The following is a 24,313-nucleotide window of genomic DNA, read 5'->3' as shown; positions in this document are numbered from 1 at the left end:
CACACGCGCACGGCCGCATGCGGCGTCCGGAACCGCGGCAAAGGGCCGAATTGACGGGCTATCAGAGTTAACGGGCGGACCGCGCGGCGAAACCCGCTCGACCCGGGGACCCCGTTGCCGGGACCCTCTGCGCATGGAGTTTCTCTGCTACCACCGCGACCGGTCCGGATCCCTGGCGTTGCGCGACGCGCTGCTGGAGGACCACTGGTCCTACATGGATCAGTACGCGAAGGAGATGATCGCCCGCGGACCGACGCTCGCCGACGACCTCGACACACCCACCGGAAGCGTGCACATCCTCGAACTGCCCGACGCGGCCGCCGCCCGGGCGTTCGCCTTCGACGAGCCGAACTACCAGGCGGGCGTCTACCGGGACGTGCTGCTGCGACGGTGGCGCAACCTGCTGGGGCGCACCATGTGGGAGTTCCCCGGCGGCAGGACCGGTGGCAGCCGGTACCTCGTGCTCGGCCTCGGCGCCGGGGAGGCCGCCGACCTCACCCCGCCGCCCGGCCGGGACGACGACCTGATCGCCTACGGGCCGCTGCTGTCCGACGACGGCAGCGCCTGGCTCGGCACGGCGGCCCTGCTGCGGGCACCGGACCCGGGGACGGCACGCGCCGTCCTGACCCAAGACCGGTACGCCGCAATCGAGGTGCACCCCTGGCAGTTCGGCGGGCGCCCGTCGTAAATCCGGGCCGCCGGGCCTGAGCCCGGCGGCCCGAGCCGGGTCGTCACGGGCCCCCAGGGGCGAAGGCGGCTCTCCGCCGTGCGGGAGCCGCCTTCGGGGCCGCCGGGCCTGAGCCCGGCCGCTCAGTTCGCGGAGGTGCGGCGGCCGGCCTGGCCGGTGCGGCCGCCCTGACCGCCCTGGCCGCCGCGGCGGCCACCCGTACCGCCCTGCCCGTCGCCGGAGGCCGTACGGCGGGCGGTGCCGTTCGCCGTGCCGGAGCCGGTACGGCGGTCGCGGCCCCGGGGGGTCCCGCCGCCCGTGGCGGCCGATCCGGTCGTGGCACCGCGGGTACCCGCCCGGCGGCGGTCCGCGCCCTGACCGCCCGTACCGGTGCCGGTCGAGGCGGCGGTCGCACCGCCGCCGCTGCGGCGCCGGCGGCTGGGCCGCTTGCCGGGCTCGGAGGTGCGGGGGGCCGGCGCCGTCGGCTCGGGGACCTCGATGGTGACGGCCACACCGGACGGCTCGCGCGCGCCGGTGATGGTGGTCAGCGCCGCGTCGGACGAGGTGATGCGGGCCGTCCGGGGGCGGATGCCCGCGTCCGACATGAGCCGGGTGACGTCCCGCTTCTGCTCGGGCAGCACGAGCGTGACCACGCTGCCGGAACCGCCGGCGCGGGCCGTGCGGCCGCCCCGGTGCAGGTAGTCCTTGTGGTCGGTGGGCGGATCGACGTTCACGACGAGGTCGAGGTCGTCCACGTGTATGCCGCGCGCCGCGACGTTCGTGGCGACCAGCGCGGTGACCAGGCCGGTCTTGAACTGCTCCAGGGTGCGGTTGCGCTGCGGCTGGGAGCGGCCGCCGTGCAGGGCCGCCGCGCGGACGCCGACGGACAGCAGCCGCTTGGCGAGGCGGTCGGCGGCCCGCTTGGTGTCGAGGAAGAGGATGACCCGGCCGTCGCGTGCCGCGATGCGCGTGGTGACGGCCTTCTTGTCGGTCTCGTCCAGGACGTGGAGCACGTGGTGCTCCATGGTGGTCACCGCGCCCGCGGACGGGTCGACGGAGTGCGTCACCGGGTCGGTCAGGAACCGCTGCACCAGGCGGTCGATGTTGCCGTCCAGGGTGGCCGAGAAGAGCATGCGCTGGCCGTCGGGGCGTACGCGCTCGATCAGCTTGGTGATCTGCGGCATGAAGCCCATGTCGGTCATCTGGTCGGCTTCGTCCAGCACGGTGATGCGCACGTCGCCGAGCAGGCAGGCGCCCTGGTCCACGAGGTCGTTGAGCCGGCCCGGGGTGGCCACGAGGACCTCGACGCCGCGGCGCAGCGTGGCGGCCTGCCGGGTCATGGACAGCCCGCCCACCACCGTGGTCAGCCGGAGGTTGACGGCCGTCGCGTACGGGGTCAGGGCGTCCGCCACCTGCTGGGCGAGCTCGCGGGTGGGCACCAGCACCAGGGCGAGCGGTGCCTTGGGCTCCGCGCGCAGTCCCGCGGTGCGGGCCAGGAGCGCCAGCCCGAAGGCGAGGGTCTTGCCGGAGCCGGTCCGCCCGCGGCCCAGGAGGTCCCGGCCGGCCAGCGAGTTCGGCAGCGTGGCGGCCTGGATCGGGAAGGGGTCGGTGACGCCCTGCGCGGTGAGGGTCTTCAGCAGCCCCGCGGGCATGTCGAGGGCGGCGAAGTCCTCGACGGGGGGAAGGGCGGGGGTGGTGCTTTCCGGCAGCCGGAACTCCCGCGGCGCCGACGCTGCGGACGATGCGGACGGCGACGTGCGCCGGACCGGCTTCTGGGGCCTGCGGGACATGCGGTTACTGCCTTCCTGGAACCAGCGCAAAACGGGGTCCGCACCAGACGGTGCGGACCCCGGTGAGCAGATACGCGTCAGGCGATCAGGCGGGGACGATGTTCTCCGCCTGCGGGCCCTTCTGGCCCTGGGTGACGTCGAACGAGACCCGCTGGCCCTCCTGGAGCTCACGGAAGCCCTGGGTCGCGATGTTCGAGTAGTGGGCGAAGACGTCAGGGCCGCCGCCGTCCTGCTCGATGAAGCCGAAACCCTTTTCGGCGTTGAACCACTTCACGGTTCCCTGTGCCATGACTTTTCTCCCTCAGTAGGCAGAGGCCCCATCCGGAGATGCCGGAGAACAAATAATGCGCCTGAAGGAGAAGTCACTCCCACCAGGCGCATAAAGATCCTTGGGTACCACAACTGCAACTACGGCAACCTTAGCACAGGACGCCCGCCGGCCCCGCCGCCGCTCGGGAGCGGCCGGCTGTGAGTCCGCCCACAGCCGGTTCCCGGACGGCGGAGGGGGCCTCCTCCGCCGTCCGGGTGCCGGTGCCGCACCAGGTCAGCGCATGAGCCGCACCGCGGCCACCACCAAGGGGTCCAGGCCGTCCGCCCCGGCGTCGACGTACGCGAAGAGCCGGGCGCGCATGCGCGGGTCCCAGAACCTGCCGATGTGGCCCGCGACGGCCTCGGCCGCCCGCTCCCCGGGCAGGTGCACAAGGTTCGCGGCGATGTCGTTCGCCATTCTCCGTTCCGACGGCACTCCCGCGGCCATCTCAGTCCCCCACCGTGAGCAGGCTGTCGGCTGCGGGCTCGGCGTCCTCGTGCCGCGGCGGCCGCGCGAGGGCGACCTGCACGGCGGTCACCTTGTACTCCGGGCAGTTGGTCGCCCAGTCCGAGTTCTCGGTGGTGACCACGTTGGCGCCGGTGACCGGGTGGTGGAACGTGGTGTAGACGACCCCGGTGGGCATGCGGTCGGAGATCTCCGCGCGCAGCGTCGTCTGCCCCACCCGGCTGGCCAGCGTCACCATGGCACCGTCGGTGATGCCGCGGACCTCGGCGTCGTGCGGGTGGATCTCCAGCACGTCCTCGGGGTGCCAGGCCACGTTGCCGGTGCGGCGGGTCTGCGCGCCCACGTTGTACTGGCTGAGGATCCGGCCGGTGGTCAGGACCAGCGGGAAGCGCCGGGTGCTGCGCTCGGCGGTCGGCACGAAGGTGGTGACCACGAACCTGCCCTTGCCCCGCACGAACTCGTCCACGTGCATGATCGGCGTGCCCTCCGGTGCCGCCTCGTTGCACGGCCACTGGACGCTGCCGAGCTTGTCCAGCAGCTCGAAGGAGACGCCGGTGAAGGTGGGCGTGACCGCGGCGATCTCGTCCATGATCCGGCTCGGGTGGTCGTACGCCATGGGGTAGCCCATGGCCGTGGCGATCTCGCTCACGATCTGCCACTCGTGCTTGCCGGTCCTCGGCTTCATCACCGCGCGCACCCGGTTGATCCGGCGCTCGGCGTTGGTGAAGGTGCCGTCCTTCTCCAGGAAGGACGCGCCGGGCAGGAAGACGTGCGCGAACTTGGCGGTCTCGTTGAGGAACAGGTCCTGGACGACGACCAGTTCCATGGCCGCCAGCGCGGCGGTGACGTGCCCGAGGTTGGGGTCGGACTGGGCGATGTCCTCGCCGTGGACGAACAGGCCGCGGAAGGTGCCGTCGATCGCCGCGTCGAACATGTTGGGGATCCGCAGCCCGGGCTCGGCGAGCAGGGTACCGCCCCACAGGTTCTCGAAGACCTTGCGCACCGCGTCGTCGGAGACGTGCCGGTAGCCGGGCAGTTCGTGCGGGAAGGAGCCCATGTCGCAGGAGCCCTGAACGTTGTTCTGGCCGCGCAGCGGGTTGACGCCGACGCCGTCCCGGCCGAGGTTGCCGCACGCCATCGCGAGGTTGGCCATCCCCATGACCATGGTGGAGCCCTGGCTGTGCTCGGTGACGCCGAGGCCGTAGTAGATGGCCCCGTTGGGTGCCTGCGCGTACAGCCGCGCCGCGGCGCGCAGTTCCTCGGCCGGCACGCCGCAGATCTCCTCGGCCGCCTCCGGGCTGTTCTCCGGGCGGGCGATGAACTCGGCCCACTCGTCGAAGTCCTCGCACCGCTCGGCCACGAAGGCCCGGTCGACCAGGCCCTCGGTGACCACCACGTGGGCCATGGCGTTGACGACGGCGACGTTCGTGCTGGGCCGCAGCTGGAGGTGGTGCTCGGCCTGGATGTGCGGGGAGCGCACCAGGTCGATGCGGCGCGGGTCGACCACGATGAGTTTGGCGCCCTCGCGCAGCCGGCGCTTCATCCGCGAGGCGAACACCGGGTGCCCGTCGGTGGGGTTGGCGCCGATCACCATGATCACGTCGGCCTCGGCCACGGAACGGAAGTCCTGGGTTCCCGCCGATTCGCCGAAGGTCTGCTTGAGCCCGTATCCCGTCGGGGAGTGGCAGACCCGGGCGCAGGTGTCGACGTTGTTGTTACCGAAGGCGGCGCGCACCATCTTCTGGACGACGTACACCTCCTCGTTGGTGCAGCGCGAGGAGGTGATGGCGCCGATCGAGCCCGAGCCGTAGCGCTGCTGGAGCTCGCGCATCCGCCGGGCGACGGTGCCGATGGCCTCGTCCCACTCGACCTCGCGCCACGGGTCGGTGATGCTCTCGCGCACCATGGGCTTGAGGACCCGGTCGGGGTGCGACGCGTAGCCGAAGGCGAAGCGGCCCTTCACGCAGGAGTGGCCCTCGTTCGCCCCGCCGTCCTTGTACGGCACCATCCGCACCAGCTCGTCGCCGCGCAGCTCCGCCTTGAACGAGCAGCCGACGCCGCAGTACGCGCAGGTGGTGACCACCGAGCGGGTCGGCATGCCGAGTTCGACCACCGACTTCTCCTGGAGCGTGGAGGTCGGGCAGGCCTGCACGCAGGCCCCGCAGGAGACGCACTCGGAGTCCATGAAGCTCTCGCCGGCGCCCGCCGAGACCTTGGAGTCGAAGCCGCGTCCCTCGATGGTCAGCGCGAAGGTGCCCTGGACCTCGCCGCAGGCGCGGACGCAGCGGGAACAGGCGATGCACTTGGACGCGTCGAAGTCGAAGTACGGGTTGGAGGTGTCCTTGGGGGCGTCGAGGTGGTTCTCGCCCTCGTAGCCGTAGCGGACCTGCCGCAGTCCGACGACCCCGGCCATGTCCTGCAGTTCGCAGTCGCCGTTGGCCGGGCAGGTGAGGCAGTCCAGCGGGTGGTCGGAGATGTAGAGCTCCATGACGCCCTGGCGGAGTTTTTCCACCTTCGGCGTCTGGGTGCGCACCTGCATGCCGTCGGCCACCGGCGTGGTGCACGAGGCGGGGGTGCCGCGGCGGCCGTCGATCTCCACCACGCACAGCCGGCAGGAGCCGAAGGGCTCCAGGCTGTCGGTGGCGCAGAGTTTGGGGATGTCGATGCCGGCCTGCGCGGCGGCGCGCATGACCGACGTGCCCTCGGGCACGGTCACCGGCATCCCGTCGACCTCCACCGACACCGTCGCCGCGCCGGGCCGCTCGGGTGTGCCGAAGTCGGGTTCCTTGAGAAGTGTCATGCCGGACCCTCCGTCCTGGCGCCGCTGGGCTGCCTGTTCCGGCTCCCCTGGCCGGTGTCACGAGCGAGGAAGTCGTCGGGGAAGTGGGCGATGGCGCTGCGCACCGGCATGGGGGTCAGGCCGCCCATCGCGCACAGCGAGCCGTCGGTCATCAGCTCGCACAGGTCCTCCAGCAGGGCGAGGTTCTCGTCCCGCTGGTGACCGGCCACGATCTTGTCGATCACTTCGACGCCGCGGACGGAGCCGACGCGGCAGGGGGTGCACTTGCCGCAGGACTCCTCGGCGCAGAACTCCATCGCGAAGCGGGCCTGCGCGGCCATGTCGACGCTGTCGTCGAAGACGACGACGCCGCCGTGGCCGAGCATGGCGCCCGCCGCCGCGAAGGCCTCGTAGTCCATCGGCAGGTCGAACATCGTCGTCGGCAGGTAGGCGCCGAGCGGCCCGCCGACCTGGACCGTGCGCACCGGGCGCCCGGAGACCGTCCCGCCGCCGTAGTCCTCGACCAGTTCGCGCAGGGTGATACCGAACGCGGTCTCCACGATGCCGCCGCGGGCGATGTTGCCGCCGAGCTGGAACACCTGGGTGCCGCGGGAGCGGTCGACGCCGAGTTCCTGGTACGCCTTCGCGCCGTGCGCCATGACGACGGGCACGGTGGCCAGGGTGAGGACGTTGTTGACGACGGTCGGTTTGCCGAACAGGCCCTCGATCGCGGGGATCGGCGGCTTGGCGCGCACCGTGCCGCGCTTGCCCTCCAGGCTCTCCAGCATGGAGGTCTCCTCGCCGCAGATGTACGCGCCGGCGCCGACCCGCACGTGCAGGTCGAAGTCGAGCGCGGAGCCGAGGACGCCCTTGCCGAGCCATCCGTGCTCCCGCGCGATGTCGATGGCCGCGCGCATGGTGGCCACCGCGTCGGGGTACTCCGAGCGGATGTACAGGTAGCCCTCGCGGGCGCCGACCGCGTGCGCGGCGATGGTCATGCCCTCGATGAGCATGAACGGGTCGCCTTCCATGACCATGCGGTCGGCGAAGGTGCCGCTGTCGCCCTCGTCGGCGTTGCAGCAGACGAACTTCAGCTCGTCGGCGCAGCCGAGGACGGTCTTCCACTTGATGCCGGCGGGGAATCCCGCGCCGCCGCGGCCGCGCAGTCCGGAGTCGGTGACCTCGGTGACCACGTCCGCGGGGGCGAGGGCCAGTGCCGCGCGCAGCCCCTCCAGTCCGCCGTGGGCGAGGTAGTCCTCGGCCGACAGGGGGTCGGTCACGCCGATCCTGGCGAAGGTGACCCGCTTCTGCCGTGCCAGCCAGGGCAGTTCGTCCACGATGCCGAGGCGCAGCGGGTGGTCGGCGCCCTCCAGCAGGCCGGCGGTCAGCAGCCCCTCGACGTCCTCGGGAGCAACGGGTCCGTAGCCGACGCGGCCGGCGGGGGTGGCCACCTCCACCAGTGGTTCCAGCCAGAGCATGCCGCGGGAGCCGTTGCGCACGATCTCGACGGGCAGCTCCCGTTCGGCGGCGGCGTGGCGCAGCGCGTCGGCGACCTCGTCCGCGCCGACGGACCGGGCCGCCGAGTCGCGGGGGACCCAGATCGTCACAGTGGGGTCGGAAGTGCGCTCTGTCATCGGACCGTCCCCTTGAGGAGGGAGCCCAGCCGGGCCGTGCCCACGCGTCCGTACAGCCGGCCGTTCACCTCGACCGAGGGCCCCAGGGCGCAGTTGCCGAGGCAGAAGACCTGCTCGACGGTCACCGAGCCGTCGGCGGTTGTGCCGCCCGGCTTCAGTCCGGCCTCGCGGGCCCAGTCCATCAGGTCCTCGGCGCCGACGGCCTGGCAGGCCTCGGCGCGGCATATCCGCACGGTGGTACGTCCCGCGGGCTCGCGCCGGAAGTCGTGGTAGAAGGTCACCACTCCGTGGACGTCGGCCCGGGAGAGGTTGAGCTCGTCCGCGAGCACCGGGACGGCCTCCTGCGGCACGCAGCCCAACTCGGCCTGGACGGAGTGCAGGATCGGCAGCAGCGGCCCCCGGTCACCCCGGTGGTCGGCGGCGGCCGCCCGGACCACCTGCTCGACGGACGCGTCGGTCCCGTCGGTGCTCCCCGGCGTCATGACCGCTCCGCCTTCGCGGCGCGCGGGAGTCCGGGCGCGGGACGCTCAACTGCCGTACGGCACATTCGATGCACACACATGCGGGCCCCTTGACCTCTCCTGCGGATGCGCGGGGTCCGTGACCGACGTACAGAGCCGCTTCGGTTTTCAGGCGGTGCTGGCGGTACTCCTAGGAAGATAACGCATACAAGCTTCTGCATACAGAATGCTGTCGAACTTTTACCGGTTCGGCACCGCCGCCCGGCGCGCCCTGACGCAGGATCAACACGCCTCCGCACACCGGCAGCACACGCCATGTTGCATACCAAAACCTGTATACTCAGGCGCCGCCGTCCAGGCCCCTCTCGGCGGACTCCACTGGCAGAGCCGTCGGCCCCGCAGGCTCGCCGGCAGAACGGGGGAACGATGCGCGAGGCCCTGACGGCGGCGGCCGGTCATCGCGTCGCCCGCCCTGCGCCGCTGCGCCAGGCCGTCTACGACGCACTGATCGAACTGATCATCAACGGCACCCTCACGCCCGGGCAGCACCTGGTCGAGGCCGAACTCGCCGAACACCTCGGCGTCAGCCGCCAGCCCGTACGCGAAGCCCTCCAACGCCTCCAGACCGACGGCTGGGTCGACCTCCGCCCCGCACAAGGCGCCTTCGTCCACTCCCCCACCGAAGAGGAAGCCGGCCAACTGCTCGGTGTCCGCGGCGTCCTGGAGACGTACTCGGCCGAACTCGCCGCGCGCAACGCGACACCGGAGGACGTCGCCCGCCTGTGGGAGTTGCACCAGGACGGCGTCGACGCCCTCGCCGGCGGCGACATCGAGCGCCTGGTGGCAGCCAACATCGCGCTGCACGCCTTCATCACCTCCGTGGCCGGCAACGCCGTACTGGCCGAGCTGATCTCGCAGGTGAGCCGCAAGGTGCGCTGGTACTACACCCCCATCGCCAGACCCCGCGGCAAGGAGGCCTGGAACGAGCACGCCTCGCTCATCAAGGCCATCGCCAAGGGCGACGCGGACCGCGCGAGCGAGATCATGCGCAAGCACACCCAGCGCACCGGCGAGTTCCGCAGGGCCGTCGCCGGCAAGGCGTCCGGCCGCGGCTGACCTCCGGCCCCCTCAGGACGCGAGGGCGCCGGCGGGACGCCGGTCAGGGCCCGCGTCGGCCACGACCGCCACGGAGGGGTGGACGGCGGTCTCGCCGAGGGCCTCCCGCAGTTCCAGCAGCCACGGCAGCACGGTGCCCAGCACGATGCCGAGCCCTCCGCCGTCCTCCCCCAGCATCGCGTCCGCGGGGACGAGGACCGGGTCCGCGACGACGCCGGAGGTGGCGCTGCCGTACGGTCCCGCCCCGTCCGTGCGGGCGGGGACGAAGAGGTCGGGGGCGTGCGCGGGCACCGTCCAGAGCGTCATCCCGTCCTCCGCGGCGAGCGGCCGGGAGGACCATACGTAGCTGTCGGCCTCTCCGGCGGCGACCACCTCGCGCTTGCGGGCGCTCAGGGCCACCACGTCACCGGTGCGGGACGCCGTCGAGCGCGGGGTCCAGGGCCCGTTCGCGGGGACCCGCTCCCCGGGGGCGCCCTCGGTCAGGGCGAGACTGCCGAGGTGGCGGCCGGCGGCGATCTCGCCGCGGATCCAGCGGCTGCCGTGGACCTCCAGGACGGCGACCGCCGCGTAGTGCGACTGGAGCACCGCCGCGGTGGCCGGGCACACCCGGGCGATCCGCGCGACGACCTCGGCGGCCTCGGACAGGCCGAGGCCGCCGCCGCCCAGGTCCGCGGAGACGGTGAGTCCGAGCAGCCCGGCACGGCCCAGAGCCGTCACCGCACCGCGCGGAAACCTGCCCTCCGTGCCGGTCCGCTCGGCGGAGGGCTCGATGACGCTGCTCAGGACGTGGGAGAAAGCGGTGCGGTACGGCACGGGGTGCCCCCTCGGGAGTGGTTTCCGGCCCGCTGGGGGCCGGTCGGCGTACGGGAGTCGTGGTTCCCGGGCGTACGGGGCCGGCCGCCGCGGAGCACGTCCGCGCCGGCCGGCCCCGCCACCGTGCGCGCGGGCCGTGTGCCGGGGCCCGTCGTCGGGCGGCCCGGCCGGTTGCCGTCCGCCGGCCCGCGCGCACACCTGGCCGGCTCAGGGCCGCGCGTCGGCCTGGGGGCCGATCTCCCGCAGCAGCCCGGTCGACACGTCGAAGACAAAGCCCCGGACGTCGTCGGTGTGCGGGAGGAACGGTGAGGTCCGCACCCGCTGCATCGACTGCCGGACGTCCTGGTCGACGTCCTGGAACGCCTCCACGGCCCAGGCCGGCCGCTGCCCGACCTCCCGCTCCAGTTCGTGCCGGAAGTCCTCGGTCAGGGTCTGGAGGCCGCACCCCGTGTGGTGGATCAGCACGATGCTGCGGGTGGACAGGGCCCGCTGACTGATGGTCAGGGAGCGGATCGTGTCGTCGGTGACCACGCCGCCCGCGTTGCGGATGGTGTGGCAGTCGCCCAGTGCGAGGCCGAGGGCGGCGTGCAGATCGATCCGCGCGTCCATGCAGGCCACGACGGCCACCCCCAGGACGGGGCGGGCCCCCATGCCCGGATCGGTGAACCCGGCGGCGTACTTCCGGTTGGACGCCACGAGGCGGTCGGTGACCGTCTCCGGGCCGCGGGGGCCGCCGGAGGACTGCGCGGGGGGTTGCGTCGACGTCGACATGCTGGGCTGCCTCATTCCGGTCGTCGGGGTGAAGGGACCCGTGCCGGGCTGCCGGACGGTTCGAGCCGGATCACGATTCCCTTCGATGTCGGGGTGTTGCTGATGTCGGCCACGCTGTCCAGCGGCACCAGGACGTTGGTCTCCGGGTAGTACGCGGCGGCCGACCCCGGAGTCGTCGGGTACGGGATCACCCGGAAGCCGCGGGCGCGGCGTTCCACCCCGTCGTGCCACACGCCGACCAGGTCGACGAGGTCACGGTCGGCGAGGCCGAGGGCCGCCAGGTCGGCGGGGTTCACCAGGACGACGCGGCGGCCTGCGTGGATGCCGCGGTAGCGGTCGTTCATCGCGTACGGGACGGTGTTCCACTGGTCGTGCGAGCGCAGCGTCTGCAGGACGAGGTGCCGCTCGGGGGCCTGCACCATCGCGAAGTCGTTGCATGTGAAGACCGCCTTGCCGCTCGGGGTGGGGAACGTCCCGTGGTTGACCGGGTTCGGCAGCGCGAAGCCCCCCGGCTCGGCCGCCCGGGCGGAGTAGTCGTGGAAGCCGGGCACGACCCGGGAGATGCGCTCCCGGACGGCGCCGTAGTCCGCCTCGAACTCCGCCCAGGGAAGGGACGGGGTGTCGCCGAGGGTCCGGGCGGCCAGCCGCGAGACGATCGCCACCTCGCTGAGCAGCGTGCGGGAGGCGGGCTCCAGCCGGCCGCGCGAGGCGTGCACCTGGCTCATCGAGTCCTCGACGGTGACGAACTGCTCGACGCCGCCCTGGACGTCCCGGTCGCTGCGGCCCAGGGTCGGCAGGATCAGCGCCGTCTCGCCGCACACCGTGTGGGAGCGGTTGAGCTTGGTCGAGATGTGCACGGTGAGGCGGCACTTGCGCAGCGCCGCCTCGGTCAGCTCGCTGTCGGGCGCGGCCCGGACGAAGTTGCCGGCGACGCCGACGAAGACCTTGGCCCGTCCGTCGCGCATGGCCCTGATGGAGTCCACGGTGTCCCAGCCGTGCCGGGTGGGCGGCGTGAAGCCGAACTCCCGCTCCAGCGCGTCCAGGAAGGCCTGCGGCATCCGCTCCCAGATGCCCATGGTGCGGTCGCCCTGCACGTTGCTGTGGCCGCGCACGGGGCACACGCCCGCCCCCGGCTTCCCGATGTTCCCGCGCAGCATCAGGAAGTTGACGACCTCGCGGATGGTGGGCACACCGTGCTTGTGCTGGGTCAGGCCCATCGCCCAGCAGACGATGACGCTCCTGCTGTTCAGCACCCGCTCGTGGACCTGCTCGATCTCCTCGCGGGTCAGCCCCGTGGCCTCGCGGACGTCGTCCCAGTCGGTCTTGCGGGCGTGCCGGGCGAACTCGTCGAAGCCCGTGGAGCGGGTGTCGATGAACGCGTGGTCCAGCACGGTCCCCGGCGCGGCGTCCTCGGCCTCCAGCAGGAGCAGGTTGAGCGCCTGGAACAGCGCGAGGTCGCCGCCGGGCCGGATCTGCAGGAACTGGTCGGCGATGGCCGTCCCGCGGCCGAGGATGCCGCGGGCCTTCTGGGGGTGCTTGAACCGCATCAGCCCGGCCTCGGGCAGCGGGTTGACCGCGACGACCCGGCCCCCGCGCCGCTTGGTCTCCTCCAGCGCGGAGAGCATCCGCGGATGGTTGGTGCCCGGGTTCTGGCCAACGACGAAGACCAGGTCGGACCCGTGGATGTCCTCCAGGGAGACGCTGCCCTTGCCGATGCCCAGGGTCTCGTTGAGGGCGGAGCCGCTGGACTCGTGGCACATGTTGCTGCAGTCGGGCAGGTTGTTGGTGCCGTAGGCGCGGGCGAAGAGCTGGAGCAGGAAGGCGGCTTCGTTGCCGACGCGGCCCGAGGTGTAGAACAGGGCCTCGTCCGGGGAGTCCAGGGCGCGCAGTTCACCGGCGAGCAGGTCGAGGGCGCCGTCCCAGCCGATCGGCTCGTAGTGGTCCGAGCCGGGCCGCTTGACCATGGGTTCGGTGAGCCGGCCCTGCTGGTTGAGCCAGAGGTCGGACTTGCCGTCCAGCTCGGACACCGGGTGTGCGCGGAAGAAGTCCGCGGTGACCCGGCGCGAGGTCGCCTCGTCGCTGATGTGCTTGGCGCCGTTCTCGCAGTACTCCTGGAGGTGCCGGTGTGCCGGGTCCGGCTCCGGCCACGCGCAGCCGGGGCAGTCGAAACCCTTGGCCTGATTGATGTTCAGCAGGGTCAGCGCCGTCCGCCGGACCGTGGTCTGGCCCAGGGAGTACTGGATCGCGTGGGTCACGGCCGGCAGTCCGGTCGCCCAGGTCTTGGGCGCCGTCACCTCCAGATGCTCGTCGCTCGGGTCCTCGATGGTGCTCACGTTCTGGCCTGTGCCTTTCTGCTGTTGCCCCGGTACCTGCGGATCGCGGTCGCCGTCAGATCACGCCCCGCGCCCTGAGGTCGGGCAACTCGGCCTCGTCGATGCCGAGTTCGGAGATGTAGATGTCGTGGTTGTGCTCACCGAGGAGGGGTGAGCGGGTGATGGTGGTGGGCGAGTCGGAGAGTTTGAGGGGGTTGCCCACGGTGGTGTACGAGCCGCGCTGGGGGTGCGGGACGTCCACGACGATCTCGTTGGCGCGCAGACTGGCGTCCTCGATGATCTCCTTGGTGGACAGGATCGGCCCGCACGGGATGTTGTGGCCGTTGAGCTGCTCCAGGACCTGCCACTTGGGCAGCGTGCTGGTCCACTCCTCGATGAGCTGGAACATCTTGGCGAGCTTCGGCAGCCGCGCCTGGGGGGTGGCCCACTCGGGGTCCCGCGCCAGTTCCGGGCGGCCGATGAGTTCGGCGATGGGCGGCCAGCCGGTGGGCTGGACGATGACGTACACGTAGTCATTGGGCCCGCCGGGCGCGCATTTGACGGCCCAGCCGGGCTGGCCGCCGCCGGAGGCGTTGCCCGACCGCGGCACCTCGTCGCCGAAGTCGTCGTTCGGGTACTCCGCGAGCGGGCCGTGGGCCAGGCGCTGCTGGTCGCGGAGCTTGACGCGGCACAGGTTGAGCACCGCGTGCTGCATGGCGACCTGCACCCGCTGACCGCGTCCGGTGTGGGTGCGCTGGTACAGCGCGGCCAGGATGCCGGCCACCGCGTGCATGCCGGTGCCGGAGTCGCCGATCTGCGCACCGGTCGCCATCGGCGGGCCGTCGTCGAACCCGGTCGTGGCCATCGACCCGCCCATCGCCTGCGCGACGACCTCGTACGCCTTGTAGTCGGTGTAGGGGCCGTCGCCGAAGCCCTTGATGGAGGCGTAGACGATCCGCGGGTTGATCGCGTGGATGCGTTCCCAGGTGAAGCCCATCCGGTCGATGGCGCCCGGGGCGAAGTTCTCCACCATCACGTCGCTGCGGCCGATGAGCTCGGTCAGGAGCTCCTTGCCGCGCGGCGTCTTGGTGTTCAGGGTGATGCTCCGCTTGTTGGCGTTGAGCATCGTGAAGTACAGGCTGTCCACGTCCGGCAGGTCGCGCAGCTGACTGCGGGTGATGTCACCCCCCGGCGCCTCCAGCTTGATCACGTCGGCGCCCAGCCACGCCAGCAACTGCGTCGCCGACGGCCCGGACTGCACGTGCGTCATGTCCAGAACACGAATGCCTTCGAGTGCCCTGCTCATCGCCGTCCCCACCTCACCTGTCCACACCGACCCGACCGACTGACTGACTCCTGGACTGTAGATTGCATACCGTATGGAGTTCCTTCATGGTCGCGGCAGGCGTGACGGATGTCCAGAGCGCGCCGGCAAATATTTGCCCGTGCGGGCACCCCGCGGGGCCGGGCGGGGAGCGCCCGGCGATTCAGGACCAGTGGACGGCGGCCAGCGGGTACCCGCCCGCGTCGAAGGTCTCCTGGCACACGGAGAAGCCGAACGCGATCTCCAGGCCCTTGAGGAACCGCTGCGGCCAGTCGGCTATGCGGCCGTCGTCCTCGAAGACCGGACGCCCGTCGGTGTACCGGACCTCCGGCCGGCACCCCGCGTCGTGCATGGCCCAGTTGAGGAAGGCCGGCTCGGGCACGTCGTCGAAGTAGTGCCGGCCGTCCAGTGCCGCCTGTCCGTCGAACCGGCGGCGGAGCTCGCCCTGCCACACCAGCCGGCCGCCCTCGAACCAGGCCATGCAGTACATGCCCTTGGCGGCGATGTTGTAGAGAAGCACGGCCCGGCCCGGCCCGCGCGGCAGCGCGAAGTCCTCGCGGAACGGGACGAGGTAGTCGAAGTGCCCGGCGAGGAACGACCACTCGCCCTCTTTGCCGTAGACGGTCACCAGCGGCTCGTCGGGGACGCACGTGGAGGGATGCGTGCGGTCCCAGACCGCCTTGGCCTCCGCGCCCACCGGCTCCGGCATCTCCCACGGAACCGCGCCGAACACCACCGCCAGGTCCTGCGGTGCGATGCCCTCCGCGAACACCAGACCCGCCTGCACCCCGAGGAGGGGGTCCGCGTCGTCGTCGGGCCACCGTGCGCCGATCCATGCGATGCCGTCGTCTGCCGCCATGACCGGGGACCGTAACAGCGCGGTCCGACAGCGGTCTGCGGCCCGGGGGGGCGGGAGCCGGCCCGGGCGTCGTGCTCGCGCCACGGAGCGCTCCAACCGGCACCGGTTGCCCCGGTCGCGGCCCTCCCCCTCGCGGGACGTCCCGGTGACCGGCCCGGGGTCTCCGGAACGACACCGGTGCGGCAGGCCGCCGGGCCCCGACCGCGCGACCGGCCCCGCCGGTGGCTCAAGGCGGCCCAGGACGCGCCTGACGGGCGGCACCGCCCAGGGGCGCACGAGACCCTCCGCCGCCCCTGGGCGGCCCCTCAGGCGCCCGGGATGGCCATCTCCAGCCAGACCGTCTTGCCGCGGCCGTTCGGGGAGCTGTTCCACGCCCTGGTCAGCGCGTCCACGAGGAAGAGGCCGCGTCCGGACTCCGCCTGGGAACTGCCCTCCTCCGTGAGGGAGAAGGCCGAGGGGACGGGCGGGTCGCTGTCGGAGTCGCGGACCTCCATGCGGATGTTGTCGCGGAAGGCCCGCAGCCGTACGTCGACGTCGCTTCCCGCGTGGATGAGCGCGTTCGTCACGACCTCGGAGGCGACGAGCTGGAGGTCCTCCGTCATCTCCTCCAGGCCCCACGCGCGCAGCGAGTCGTGCACGAAGCCCCGGGCCGCCTTGACGCCCAGCAGGTCGTGCTCCTGAAGGTGGAGATGACCCGTCCGGGAGCCGTCGCGGACGTCGGCGCCCTCGAAACGGGCCAGCAGCAGTACCGCGTCGTCGCGGCGCTGGTCGAACCCCGGCATCTCGGCGACGACGCCGTCGGCGAGCTCTTCGAGGTTGTCCCCCGCCATGCAGCCGCCGGTACGGAACAAGCCGGCCGCGGCGGCGGTGGGGTCGGGCGCGCACGCGTCCACCAGCCCGTCCGAGTACAGCATCAGCACCGACCCAGGCGCGACCGTGTGCTCCCGCGCCCGGCAGGCCCCGCCCGCGGCCACGCCGAGCGGCACGTTGGAGGGGGCCTCCAGGACGGCGACACCTCCGTCGGGGCCCATGACGAGCGGCGGTGGATGGCCCGCGAGGGCCACCTCGGCCACGCCGTCGGCGGTGTCCAGGGCGATGACACAGCAGGTGGCCAGCAGGTCGGTGCCGAGCCGGGCGAGCAGTCTGCCGGTCCGGTCGATCACCGCCGCCGGCTTGTGCCCCTCGGTCGCGTACGCCACCACCGCGCCGCGCAACTGGCCCATGAGGGCGGCGCTCTCCATCGCGTGCCCCTCCACGTCGCCCACCACCAGCACGACACGGCGGCCCGGCAGGTCGATCACGTCGTACCAGTCGCCGCCGACCTCGGAGGCGGCCACGGCGGGCTCGTAGCGGGCCGTCGTCGTCAGCTGGGGCGATTCCGAGAGCACCGGCGGAAGCAGCCTCTTCTGCAGGGTCTCGGCGAGTGCGTGCCGCTTGCGGCCCAGTTCCACCCGTTCGACGGCCGGGCCCAGCGTGCCCGCCATCATCGCCAGCACCGCCCGCTCCTCGGGCGAGAAGCGGCGCGGGCCGGCGAACTCCAGGCAGCACACGCCGACGACGTCGTCCTTCCCGATGAAGGGGAGGTCGATGACGTGCTGGTTCCCGACGAGCGGGAGGAAGGCCGCGGAGGGGGACCCGTCGTCGGGCAGGAGCGGTCCGGCCGCGAGCGGAGCGCACCCGCCGGCGACGACCAGTGTCCGCCGCCGGACCGCCTCCGTCGCGGGCTGCGCGGTGTGCAGCCCGCTGCCGTGGATCCGCCGCACCAGGTCCGCGGAGTCCCCGCTGTGACCGACGACCCAGAGGCGCCCCCGGCCGACGGACGCCAGCACCAGGGCCTTGGCCCGGAACGGCGCCATGACGCAGAAGCCCGCCGCACCGACGAGCTGGTCCAGGGTCGTGGCCTGGTTGACCATCTCGGAGAGCCGGCGCAGCGGGTACATGAGGCTCAGCCCCACGGAGCCGGCGACGCCGCGCACTCCCCACAGCACGTCCCCCGCCGTCTCGTCCACCACCTCGGTGCGTGCGGCGCGGTCGATAGGGACCACCGCGGGCATGTGGCCGGGCACAATCGCCGTGCCCCGCCCGGCCAGCGCCGCGAAGGTCTGCGCGAGCCGGTCGCCGAGTGCCGCCAGCCGCGCGCGGTCGGCGTCGTCGTATCCGCCGCGGGTCTCCGGCCGGAGGACGGACAGCGCGCCGAAACGCACTCCTTCGCAGACGAGCGGGGTCGCGGCGACGGCGAAGGGGTAGTGCGGCAGGTCGAGCGGCGGATCGGACCGGTCCTCGACCTGCGGGTCCGGATCGGTCAGGACCACGACCGCCTCGGCGGCCAGGGCGCGTGAGGAGGCGTAGGGGGCGTCCAGTGCCATGTGTCCCGGCAGGGTGAACACCGAGGGCGAGCTGCCGCCGATCATGGCCGCGTTGAGTTCGCCGCCGTCCGCGGTCAGGAGGTACACGGCCGCCGCGACACCGTCGAGCCGGTCCGCGGCCTCGCGGAGCGCACGGTGGATCACCGCCGCCAGATCGCCGCCCAGCGCCGGGGAGGGGACCGCCTCGCGGTCGTGTCCTGTGACTGTCCGGCTGCTCATCACGGAGGTTTCCTGTCCGTTGGCAGTATATGTGCGGCGTATGCGCGGTTCCTATCGGAATGCCCGTGCCCGCTGACCCGCGGGTCGACGCGTCCGGCGGCGCGGGCCGCCCGTACATCCGGGCAAACCCGCCGAAGTTCGCGCAGCCGGGGTGACCTCGCCGGGGCCCGACTTGTACCGTATAGACCCTGGCTCAGGTTGTTGGGTCGCAGACAACCGATCGTACGTCCAGGCGAAGGGCCGTGTTCAGGACGGCGTCATCTCCATCCCCCCAGATATCGGCTAACCCGCAGATCACGGGGGTCGTTCAGAACTTCTGCAAGGCGGGTGATGGTGTGCGCGTGACGCACGGACTGCGTGTGCTCTCCGTTTATGAGGGCTTCTTCTCCGGTGGGGCCCGGATCCTGCACAGCGACGTCGTCCTCGGACTGCGCGAGGGCGGTCAGCACCACAGCGTGCTCAGCATGCACGGTGAGGTGCATCGGGAGGCGACCCGCCAGCCGATGGAGAACGACGCCTGCTACCGGTCGCTGACGGCGGCCGGGGTGGAAGTCACCTCCCTGGGCCGCAGTTTCGGGCCGACCGGGGGCCCGACGGCCTTCACCGGACCGGAACTGGCCGCCACCGCCAGGGCGACGGCGGCCGCCGACGTCATCCTGTCGCTCAAGGAGCAGCCCCTGGAACTGCTCAACCAGGCCGGCCTGCCGCTGCGGCCCGTCGTGGTCTGCCTGCACCGCTCCGACCCGGAGAACCAGGGACAGGCCCTCGACGAGCTCAAGGCCGCCGTCGCGAGCGGCAGGATCGCGGCCTGCGTCTGCTGCGCCGAGTCCACGCGCGTCGCGTACGAGGCCGCCGGGATCCCGGGCGAGCTGCTGCATGTCATCCCCAACGGCGTCGACCTGCTGCGCTTCCGCCCCGACCCCGCGCGGCGGGTGCTGCTGCGCTCCGCGCTGGGCATCCCGGACCAGGCGCCGGCGGTGGTCTTCGCCGCGCGCTACGCCACGATGAAGAACGTCCCGCTGTTCCTGCGGGCCGCGCAGGCGTGGCTGCGGCGTGAGCCGGACGGGCATGTCCTGATGTGCGGCGCGGGCATGACCGAGGCCAACCTCGCGCTGCGCGCGGACATCGCGGACGCCTTCGGCGACGGGTCGCGGCTCCCCCGCGGACTCCATCTGCTCGGTGTGCGGGGCGACATGGAGACGGTCTACGCGGCCGCCGACGTGGTGGCCCTGACGTCCTCCTCGGGGGAGGCAGCGCCGCTGTGCCTGATCGAGGGCATGATGTGCGGCGCCGTCCCGGTCGCCACCGACGTCGGCGACACCGCGGCGATCGTGGCCGGCCACGGCATCATCACCCCGCAGGACCCCGAGGCGATCGGGGAGGCCTGGGCCGACGCCCTGGCCCGCCGGGCGGAATTCGGCGCCTCGATGGCCCTCAGCCGCGAGCGCTTCAGCCGCACGCGCATGATCGCCGCGTACGCCGCGCTCCTCGACCGCGTGCACCAGGGGATGGGCGCGGCCCCGCTGCCGGAGGCGCTCTGAGGGACACGGCGGGCGACGGGGCGACCACGCTCCGCGGCGCCAGGGGCAGCCGGGGAACCGGCTGCCCCGCGCGGCGTCCCCGTCGGCACGTCGCGCCCGCGGAAAGCACAAAGGCCGACCGGGATCACTCCCTGCCGGCACTTTCCGTTGCTTCGACTGCTGTGTCCGAGGGGGGACTTGAACCCCCACGCCCGATAAAGGGCACTAGCACCTCAAGCTAGCGCGTCTGCCATTCCGCCACCCGGACCGGGTGTCCGACCGCGGGGCATCCCCGCGGCGACAAGGACAACGATACCAAGGATTCGGGGCGGGTTTCACCTGCGTATCCGCGGGGCCGCGGCACCGTACGCCGCCCTCCCCCGGGGGGTCGCGGGGCGCACGGTGCCGCGGTCTGTGGTCATCGGGCAGCGGTCATCGGGCCCGACTCACGCCGGACGCACCTCCCGCAGTGCGCCGCTGCGGGTGTAGAGGAAGCCCCGTACCGCCTCGGTGTGCGGCAGCTGCGGGTTGTCCTCGACGCGGGCCATGCAGGTGCGCAGGTCCTCGTCCGGGTCGCTCAGCGCGGCGCAGTCCTCGTGGTGCACCAGCACGATCTCGCGGGTGCCCTCCCGTATCTGGCTCAGCCGCAGCGAGCGGACCGCGTCGTCGGTGACGCACCCGCCCGCGTTGCGGATGACATGGGCGTCGCCCGCACGCAGGCCGAACATCGCCTCGACGCCGAGCCGGGCGTCCATGCAGGCGAGGATGGCGACCCGGGTCTGCGGCTCCCGCTTCCTCGGGTCGAGCGGGATGAGGGCGGCGCCGACGTCGTGGCGACGGACCAGCAGGTCCTCGGTGCCCGTCATCACAGCAGCCCGCGGACGAGGAGGGCGGTCTCCGAGGGCGTGCTGCCGACCGCGACGCCCGCGGCCTCCAGGGCCTGCTTCTTGGCCCGGGCGGTGCCCGCCGAGCCGGAGACGATGGCGCCGGCGTGGCCCATGGTCCTGCCCTCGGGGGCGGTGAAGCCCGCGACGTACCCGACGACGGGCTTGGTGACCAGGCGCGAGATGTAGGCCGCGGCCCGCTCCTCGGCGTCGCCGCCGATCTCGCCGATCATGACGATGAGGTCGGTGTCGGGGTCGTCCTGGAAGGCGCGCAGGCAGTCGATGTGGGTGGTGCCGATCACGGGGTCGCCCCCGATGCCGACGGCGGTGGAGAAGCCGAGGTCGCGCAGCTCGTACATCAGCTGGTAGGTGAGGGTGCCGGACTTGGAGACCAGTCCGATGCGGCCCGCGGTGGTGATGTCGGCGGGGATGATGCCCGCGTTGGACTGCCCGGGGCTGATCAGGCCGGGGCAGTTGGGGCCGATGACGCGCGTCCCGGCCGCGGTGGCGCGGGCCCGGAAGGCGACGGTGTCGTGCACGGGGACGCCCTCGGTGATGACGACGACGAGGGGGGTTCCGGCGTCCGCGGCCTCGTCGACGGCGGCGCGGACGAAGGGCGGCGGCACGAAGACGACGCTGACGTCCGCGCCCGTGGCGCCGATCGCCTCCTTGACCGACCCGAAGACCGGGATGATGCGCCCGTCGAACTCCACATGGGTGCCGGCCTTGCGCGGGTTGACGCCGCCGACGACGTCCGTGCCCGAGGCGAGCATGCGCCGGGTGTGCTTCATGCCCTCCGAGCCGGTCATGCCCTGCACGATCACCTTGCTGTTGCGGTCGATGAAGATGGCCATCGCGATCAGCTCCTTGCGGGCGCGGCGGCCCGCGCGGCCGCGCCGTCCATGGTGTCCAGCTGCTGTACGAGCGGCCCCAGCGTCGGTGCCGCGGCGGCGAGCACGGCCCGGCCTCGCTCGGCGTTGTTGCCGTCGAGGCGCACGACGAGGGGCTTGGTGAGGTCGACGAGACCGAGGGCCTGCACGATGCCGTCGGCGACGGCGTCGCAGGCGGTGATGCCGCCGAAGACGTTGACGAGGACGGAGGTGACGTCGGGGTCGGAGAGGATGACGCCGAGGCCGTCGGCCATGACCTGGGCGGAGGCCCCGCCGCCGATGTCGAGGAAGTTGGCGGGGGCGCCGCCGTGGTGGGCGACGACGTCGAGGGTGCTCATGACGAGGCCCGCGCCGTTGCCGATGACGCCGACCGTGCCGTCGAGCTTGACGTAGTTGAGGCCCTTGGCCCGGGCGGCGGCCTCCAGGGGGTTGCCCTCGCCGGGGGTCTCGTAGGCGGCGTGGGCGGGGTGGCGGAAGCGGGCGTTGTCGTCGAGGGACACCTTGCCGTCGAGGGCGAGGATGCGGCCGTCCTCGGTCCGTACCAGCGGGTTGACCTCGACCAGGAGGGCGTCCTCCTCGGTGAAGACCTCCCACAGGGCGACCAGGACGGGCACGGCCTCGTCCGGCAGGCCGCCGGCGGCGGCGATCTCGCGCGCCTTGTCCTCCGTGACGCCCTCGTCGGCGTCGACGGGGACGCGGGCCAGGGCCCCGGGGCGGGTGGCGGCGACCTCCTCGATGTCCATGCCGCCCTCGGCGGAGGCCATGGCGAGGAAGGTGCGTTCCGTGCGGTCGAGCAGATAGGCGACGTAGAACTCGTCCTGGATGTCGGCGGTCTCGGTGAGCATGACCGTGCCGACGGTGTGCCCCTTGATGTCCATGCCGAGGATCGCGCGGGCCTTGTCCTCCGCGTCCGCGGGACCGGAGGCGAGTCTCACACCGCCCGCCTTGCCCCGGCCGCCGGTTTTGACCTGGGCCTTCACCACGACCCGTCCGCCCAGGCGCTCGGCCGCGGCGCGGGCCTCGGCGGGGTCGTCCACCACGGAGGAGTCGAGCACGGGGACGCCGTGGTCCGCGAAGAGCTCCCGTGCTTGGTACTCGAACAGATCCATCGTCACACGCACCTGCCCTGACTGGGGTCGGCGGAGAATCCGGTGCACACCTCTGGACACCGGACGGCCGATGAGGGATAAACGTCTGCATACAGTATTCGTCGGCTGTATGCAATGTACAGACTCCTGAACGGAATCGCACCAACGACCCACTCACCGGCCCCGAACGGAAGGACCCCGGCTCGCCATGTACGAGGGCAACTCCGCACCCGCCGCCGGTACTTCTCCCACCGCGCCCTCACGCGCGGCACCCCTCGCCAGGAACATCACCGGCGGTACGCCGCCGTAGGCGGACGGGACGGCACGCACGTCCCTCCGCGAGCGCGGCCCAACCGCCGCGCCCGGGCCGCACACTCGGCCCGCCACTGATCCTGCCCGGACGACGTCGTACCGGGCAGTCGCTCCCGCTTGCGAGCGGAGCACAAGGGGCGGCACCGGTCCCGTGACACGCGACCGGACCGCCCGCCCCGGAAGCACCACAAGAGAACCGTCCAGGGGGCGCTGGCCCGGCTCTTACGAGGCAAGGGGAACGACAATGGCGTCATCGACATCGTCTCAACCACCCAGCTCATACACGGAGGTGACGGACCGCAACGGCCGCACGTACCGGATCGGCGAAACCGACCGGCAGATCATGGGGCGGCCCCGGTGGACCATGGTGATCCTGCCGTGGGTCGCCATGATGGCCATCAGCTCCTCGGAGTACGCGTTCACCTCCGCCGAGGACACGCTCGCCGACGCGCACAACTGGCACGGCGCGCACATCTTCTGGCTGCTGGGCGTCTGGATCCTCTTCCAGGCGGCGGTGGCCTTCCCGGCCGGCAAGATGCGCGAGAACGGCACCCTGTCGGCCCGCGCCGCCATGGTGCTGGGCGCCGGCGGCACCCTGCTCGGCTACCTGTCGCTGGCCCACGCGCCCAATGTCTTCTGGGCGTACCTGGGCTTCGGCTTCTTCGGCGGCGGCGGCGCCGGTTTCGTCTACGCGACCTGCATCAACATGGTCGGCAAGTGGTACCCGGAGCGCAAGGGCGGCAAGACCGGCTTCGTCAACGGCGGTTTCGCCTACGGGTCGGTGCCCTTCATCTTCCTGTTCAAGAACTACATGGACCTGGACAACTACGGGAACGTCCTGGTCGTGGTGGGTATCGGGCTGGCGCTCGCCGTCGCCGTCAGCGGCTTCTTCTTCAAGGACCCGCCGAAGAACTGGTGGCCCGCGCACATCGACCCGCTCGCGGTCTCCGACGACCCCCGGGTGCGCCGGGCGCTGGAGAAGAACCCGCCGGCGGTCAAGCAGTACACCCCGATGGAGGCCGTCAAGACCGGCGTCCTGCCCCTGATGTGGTTCTGCCTGCTCTGCACGGCGGGCGTGAACATCTTCGGCATCTCGTTCCAGGTCGACTTCGGTGACGAGATGGGCTTCGCGGGCGGCATCGTGGCCCTCGCCATGAGCCTGAAGGCCATCGTCAACGGCACCGGCCGCGGTGTCATCGGCTGGATCTCCGACCGGTACGGGCGGCGCCAGACGCTGACCTTCGTCTGCGTGGTGCTGGGCCTGGCGCAGTTCGCGGTCTACTTCTCCGGCTCGATGGGCAGCATGCCGCTGTTCCTGCTGGCGTCGATGATCTCGGGCTTCGGCGGCGGAGCGATCTTCCCGCTGTTCGCGGCGATGACCGCGGACTACTTCGGGGAGAACAACAACGCCTCCAACTACGGCCTGGTCTACAGCTCCAAGCTGGTCTCCGGCCTCGTCGGGGCGGGCGTCGGCAAGATCGTCGTGGACGCCTGGGGTTATGGCGGCGCCTTCATCCTGGCCGGCTGCATCGGCCTGTTCACCGGTGGTCTGTCGCTGCTGCTGCGGCAGCCGGGCCGTCCCCGCGCCAAGGACATCCGGCCGAACCCGCAGCCCATCAGCCGGGAGATGGTCTGAGGTGCCCACCGGGCACCGGCTGACCCCGGCGGCATCCGGCCGCCGGACGGCAAGGACAGCATGACGGGAGCCTCAGCCGTGGAACCTCCACGGCTGA

Annotated in this window: 19 protein-coding genes and 1 tRNA gene; 4 read left to right on the top strand and 16 right to left on the bottom strand. The window is 72.1% G+C overall.

Annotated elements, in window-relative coordinates; translation table 11 throughout:
- Positions 1 to 133: 133 nt before the first annotated feature.
- On the top strand, positions 134 to 688 hold the full coding sequence (locus ABZ883_RS00215; protein ID WP_360898915.1) for a YciI family protein: 555 nt from the start codon (positions 134 to 136) through the stop codon (positions 686 to 688).
- Positions 689 to 810: 122 nt separating this feature from the next.
- Here the strand turns inward: ABZ883_RS00215 and ABZ883_RS00210 are convergent, their stop codons facing one another.
- The 6 genes from ABZ883_RS00210 to ABZ883_RS00185 form a co-directional block, all read right to left on the bottom strand.
- On the bottom strand, positions 811 to 2,457 hold the full coding sequence (locus ABZ883_RS00210; RefSeq protein WP_360898912.1) for a DEAD/DEAH box helicase: 1,647 nt from the start codon (positions 2,455 to 2,457) through the stop codon (positions 811 to 813).
- An 85-nt stretch (positions 2,458 to 2,542) separates the two neighbouring features.
- Positions 2,543 to 2,746 carry a cold-shock protein gene (locus ABZ883_RS00205; RefSeq protein WP_030069301.1) on the bottom strand — a complete coding sequence of 68 codons (204 nt, stop codon included), beginning with the start codon at positions 2,744 to 2,746 and terminating at the stop codon, positions 2,543 to 2,545.
- Positions 2,747 to 3,001: 255 nt separating this feature from the next.
- Positions 3,002 to 3,184: a formate dehydrogenase subunit delta gene (locus tag ABZ883_RS00200; RefSeq protein ID WP_360898909.1), complete on the bottom strand. Its 183-nt coding sequence runs from the start codon at positions 3,182 to 3,184 to the stop codon at positions 3,002 to 3,004.
- Positions 3,185 to 3,215: 31 nt separating this feature from the next.
- Complete coding sequence (fdhF, locus tag ABZ883_RS00195) at positions 3,216 to 6,032, bottom strand: formate dehydrogenase subunit alpha (protein WP_360898906.1); 2,817 nt, start codon at positions 6,030 to 6,032, stop codon at positions 3,216 to 3,218.
- Positions 6,029 to 7,645: an NADH-quinone oxidoreductase subunit NuoF gene (locus tag ABZ883_RS00190; RefSeq protein ID WP_360898903.1), complete on the bottom strand. Its 1,617-nt coding sequence runs from the start codon at positions 7,643 to 7,645 to the stop codon at positions 6,029 to 6,031. The genes fdhF and ABZ883_RS00190 overlap by 4 nt, the downstream gene beginning before the upstream one ends.
- Entirely contained in the window at positions 7,642 to 8,127 is a 486-nt protein-coding gene (locus tag ABZ883_RS00185; protein WP_360898900.1) for an NAD(P)H-dependent oxidoreductase subunit E, read from the bottom strand. The genes ABZ883_RS00190 and ABZ883_RS00185 overlap by 4 nt, the downstream gene beginning before the upstream one ends.
- A gap of 405 nt (positions 8,128 to 8,532) precedes the next feature.
- On the opposite strand from ABZ883_RS00185, the gene ABZ883_RS00180 reads away from it, so the two are divergent.
- Complete coding sequence (locus ABZ883_RS00180) at positions 8,533 to 9,222, top strand: GntR family transcriptional regulator (RefSeq protein ID WP_360898897.1); 690 nt, start codon at positions 8,533 to 8,535, stop codon at positions 9,220 to 9,222.
- 12 nt (positions 9,223 to 9,234) lie between these two features.
- Here ABZ883_RS00180 and ABZ883_RS00175 read toward each other — a convergent pair whose 3' ends face one another.
- The 6 genes from ABZ883_RS00175 to ABZ883_RS00150 all read right to left on the bottom strand — a co-directional run bounded on the left by ABZ883_RS00175 (position 9,235) and on the right by ABZ883_RS00150 (position 17,886).
- Positions 9,235 to 10,035: an acyl-CoA dehydrogenase family protein gene (locus tag ABZ883_RS00175; RefSeq protein ID WP_360898894.1), complete on the bottom strand. Its 801-nt coding sequence runs from the start codon at positions 10,033 to 10,035 to the stop codon at positions 9,235 to 9,237.
- Between the two features lie 207 nt (positions 10,036 to 10,242).
- The gene (locus tag ABZ883_RS00170) at positions 10,243 to 10,806 is read right to left on the bottom strand and encodes a carbonic anhydrase (RefSeq protein ID WP_360898891.1); all 564 of its coding nucleotides are present in this window, start codon (positions 10,804 to 10,806) and stop codon (positions 10,243 to 10,245) included.
- An 11-nt stretch (positions 10,807 to 10,817) separates the two neighbouring features.
- Complete coding sequence (locus ABZ883_RS00165) at positions 10,818 to 13,139, bottom strand: FdhF/YdeP family oxidoreductase (protein WP_360898887.1); 2,322 nt, start codon at positions 13,137 to 13,139, stop codon at positions 10,818 to 10,820.
- A gap of 55 nt (positions 13,140 to 13,194) precedes the next feature.
- Positions 13,195 to 14,424 carry a formyl-CoA transferase gene (frc, locus tag ABZ883_RS00160; RefSeq protein WP_360898884.1) on the bottom strand — a complete coding sequence of 410 codons (1,230 nt, stop codon included), beginning with the start codon at positions 14,422 to 14,424 and terminating at the stop codon, positions 13,195 to 13,197.
- A 181-nt stretch (positions 14,425 to 14,605) separates the two neighbouring features.
- A complete protein-coding gene (locus ABZ883_RS00155) occupies positions 14,606 to 15,301 on the bottom strand; it encodes a hypothetical protein (RefSeq protein WP_360898881.1) in 696 nt (231 codons plus the stop codon).
- A gap of 305 nt (positions 15,302 to 15,606) precedes the next feature.
- Positions 15,607 to 17,886, bottom strand: a complete 2,280-nt coding sequence (locus ABZ883_RS00150) for a SpoIIE family protein phosphatase (RefSeq protein WP_360898878.1) — start codon at positions 17,884 to 17,886, stop codon at positions 15,607 to 15,609.
- A 359-nt stretch (positions 17,887 to 18,245) separates the two neighbouring features.
- On the opposite strand from ABZ883_RS00150, the gene ABZ883_RS00145 reads away from it, so the two are divergent.
- Positions 18,246 to 19,427: a glycosyltransferase gene (locus ABZ883_RS00145; RefSeq protein WP_360900169.1), complete on the top strand. Its 1,182-nt coding sequence runs from the start codon at positions 18,246 to 18,248 to the stop codon at positions 19,425 to 19,427.
- Between the two features lie 162 nt (positions 19,428 to 19,589).
- Here ABZ883_RS00145 and ABZ883_RS00140 read toward each other — a convergent pair.
- The 4 genes from ABZ883_RS00140 to sucC all read right to left on the bottom strand — a co-directional run bounded on the left by ABZ883_RS00140 (position 19,590) and on the right by sucC (position 22,289).
- Positions 19,590 to 19,674, bottom strand: a tRNA-Leu gene (locus tag ABZ883_RS00140).
- A gap of 178 nt (positions 19,675 to 19,852) precedes the next feature.
- A complete protein-coding gene (locus ABZ883_RS00135) occupies positions 19,853 to 20,272 on the bottom strand; it encodes a carbonic anhydrase (RefSeq protein WP_360898875.1) in 420 nt (139 codons plus the stop codon).
- Positions 20,272 to 21,144, bottom strand: a complete 873-nt coding sequence (sucD, locus tag ABZ883_RS00130; protein ID WP_360898872.1) for a succinate--CoA ligase subunit alpha — start codon at positions 21,142 to 21,144, stop codon at positions 20,272 to 20,274. The genes ABZ883_RS00135 and sucD overlap by 1 nt, the downstream gene beginning before the upstream one ends.
- A gap of 5 nt (positions 21,145 to 21,149) precedes the next feature.
- Positions 21,150 to 22,289: an ADP-forming succinate--CoA ligase subunit beta gene (gene sucC, locus ABZ883_RS00125; protein WP_360898869.1), complete on the bottom strand. Its 1,140-nt coding sequence runs from the start codon at positions 22,287 to 22,289 to the stop codon at positions 21,150 to 21,152.
- Positions 22,290 to 22,824: 535 nt separating this feature from the next.
- Here sucC and ABZ883_RS00120 point away from each other — a divergent pair.
- Complete coding sequence (locus tag ABZ883_RS00120) at positions 22,825 to 24,216, top strand: OFA family MFS transporter (RefSeq protein WP_360898866.1); 1,392 nt, start codon at positions 22,825 to 22,827, stop codon at positions 24,214 to 24,216.
- Positions 24,217 to 24,313 lie beyond the last annotated feature (97 nt).

The sequence above is a fragment of the Streptomyces sp. NPDC046977 genome (assembly GCF_040644455.1).
GTDB lineage: Bacteria > Actinomycetota > Actinomycetes > Streptomycetales > Streptomycetaceae > Actinacidiphila.
This window is presented reverse-complemented; position numbering and strand designations above follow the sequence as displayed.

Coding starts and splice junctions, on each gene's coding strand:
- ABZ883_RS00180 (WP_360898897.1), top strand. CDS start 8,533: ATGCGCGAGGCCCTGACGGCGGCGGCCGGTCATCGCGTCGCCCGCCCT.
- ABZ883_RS00210 (WP_360898912.1), bottom strand. CDS start 2,457: ATGTCCCGCAGGCCCCAGAAGCCGGTCCGGCGCACGTCGCCGTCCGCA.
- ABZ883_RS00155 (WP_360898881.1), bottom strand. CDS start 15,301: ATGGCGGCAGACGACGGCATCGCATGGATCGGCGCACGGTGGCCCGAC.
- ABZ883_RS00205 (WP_030069301.1), bottom strand. CDS start 2,746: ATGGCACAGGGAACCGTGAAGTGGTTCAACGCCGAAAAGGGTTTCGGC.
- sucD (WP_360898872.1), bottom strand. CDS start 21,144: ATGGCCATCTTCATCGACCGCAACAGCAAGGTGATCGTGCAGGGCATG.
- sucC (WP_360898869.1), bottom strand. CDS start 22,289: ATGGATCTGTTCGAGTACCAAGCACGGGAGCTCTTCGCGGACCACGGC.
- ABZ883_RS00185 (WP_360898900.1), bottom strand. CDS start 8,127: ATGACGCCGGGGAGCACCGACGGGACCGACGCGTCCGTCGAGCAGGTG.
- fdhF (WP_360898906.1), bottom strand. CDS start 6,032: ATGACACTTCTCAAGGAACCCGACTTCGGCACACCCGAGCGGCCCGGC.
- ABZ883_RS00150 (WP_360898878.1), bottom strand. CDS start 17,886: ATGAGCAGCCGGACAGTCACAGGACACGACCGCGAGGCGGTCCCCTCC.
- frc (WP_360898884.1), bottom strand. CDS start 14,424: ATGAGCAGGGCACTCGAAGGCATTCGTGTTCTGGACATGACGCACGTG.
- ABZ883_RS00215 (WP_360898915.1), top strand. CDS start 134: ATGGAGTTTCTCTGCTACCACCGCGACCGGTCCGGATCCCTGGCGTTG.
- ABZ883_RS00170 (WP_360898891.1), bottom strand. CDS start 10,806: ATGTCGACGTCGACGCAACCCCCCGCGCAGTCCTCCGGCGGCCCCCGC.
- ABZ883_RS00200 (WP_360898909.1), bottom strand. CDS start 3,184: ATGGCGAACGACATCGCCGCGAACCTTGTGCACCTGCCCGGGGAGCGG.
- ABZ883_RS00120 (WP_360898866.1), top strand. CDS start 22,825: ATGGCGTCATCGACATCGTCTCAACCACCCAGCTCATACACGGAGGTG.
- ABZ883_RS00135 (WP_360898875.1), bottom strand. CDS start 20,272: ATGACGGGCACCGAGGACCTGCTGGTCCGTCGCCACGACGTCGGCGCC.
- ABZ883_RS00190 (WP_360898903.1), bottom strand. CDS start 7,645: ATGACAGAGCGCACTTCCGACCCCACTGTGACGATCTGGGTCCCCCGC.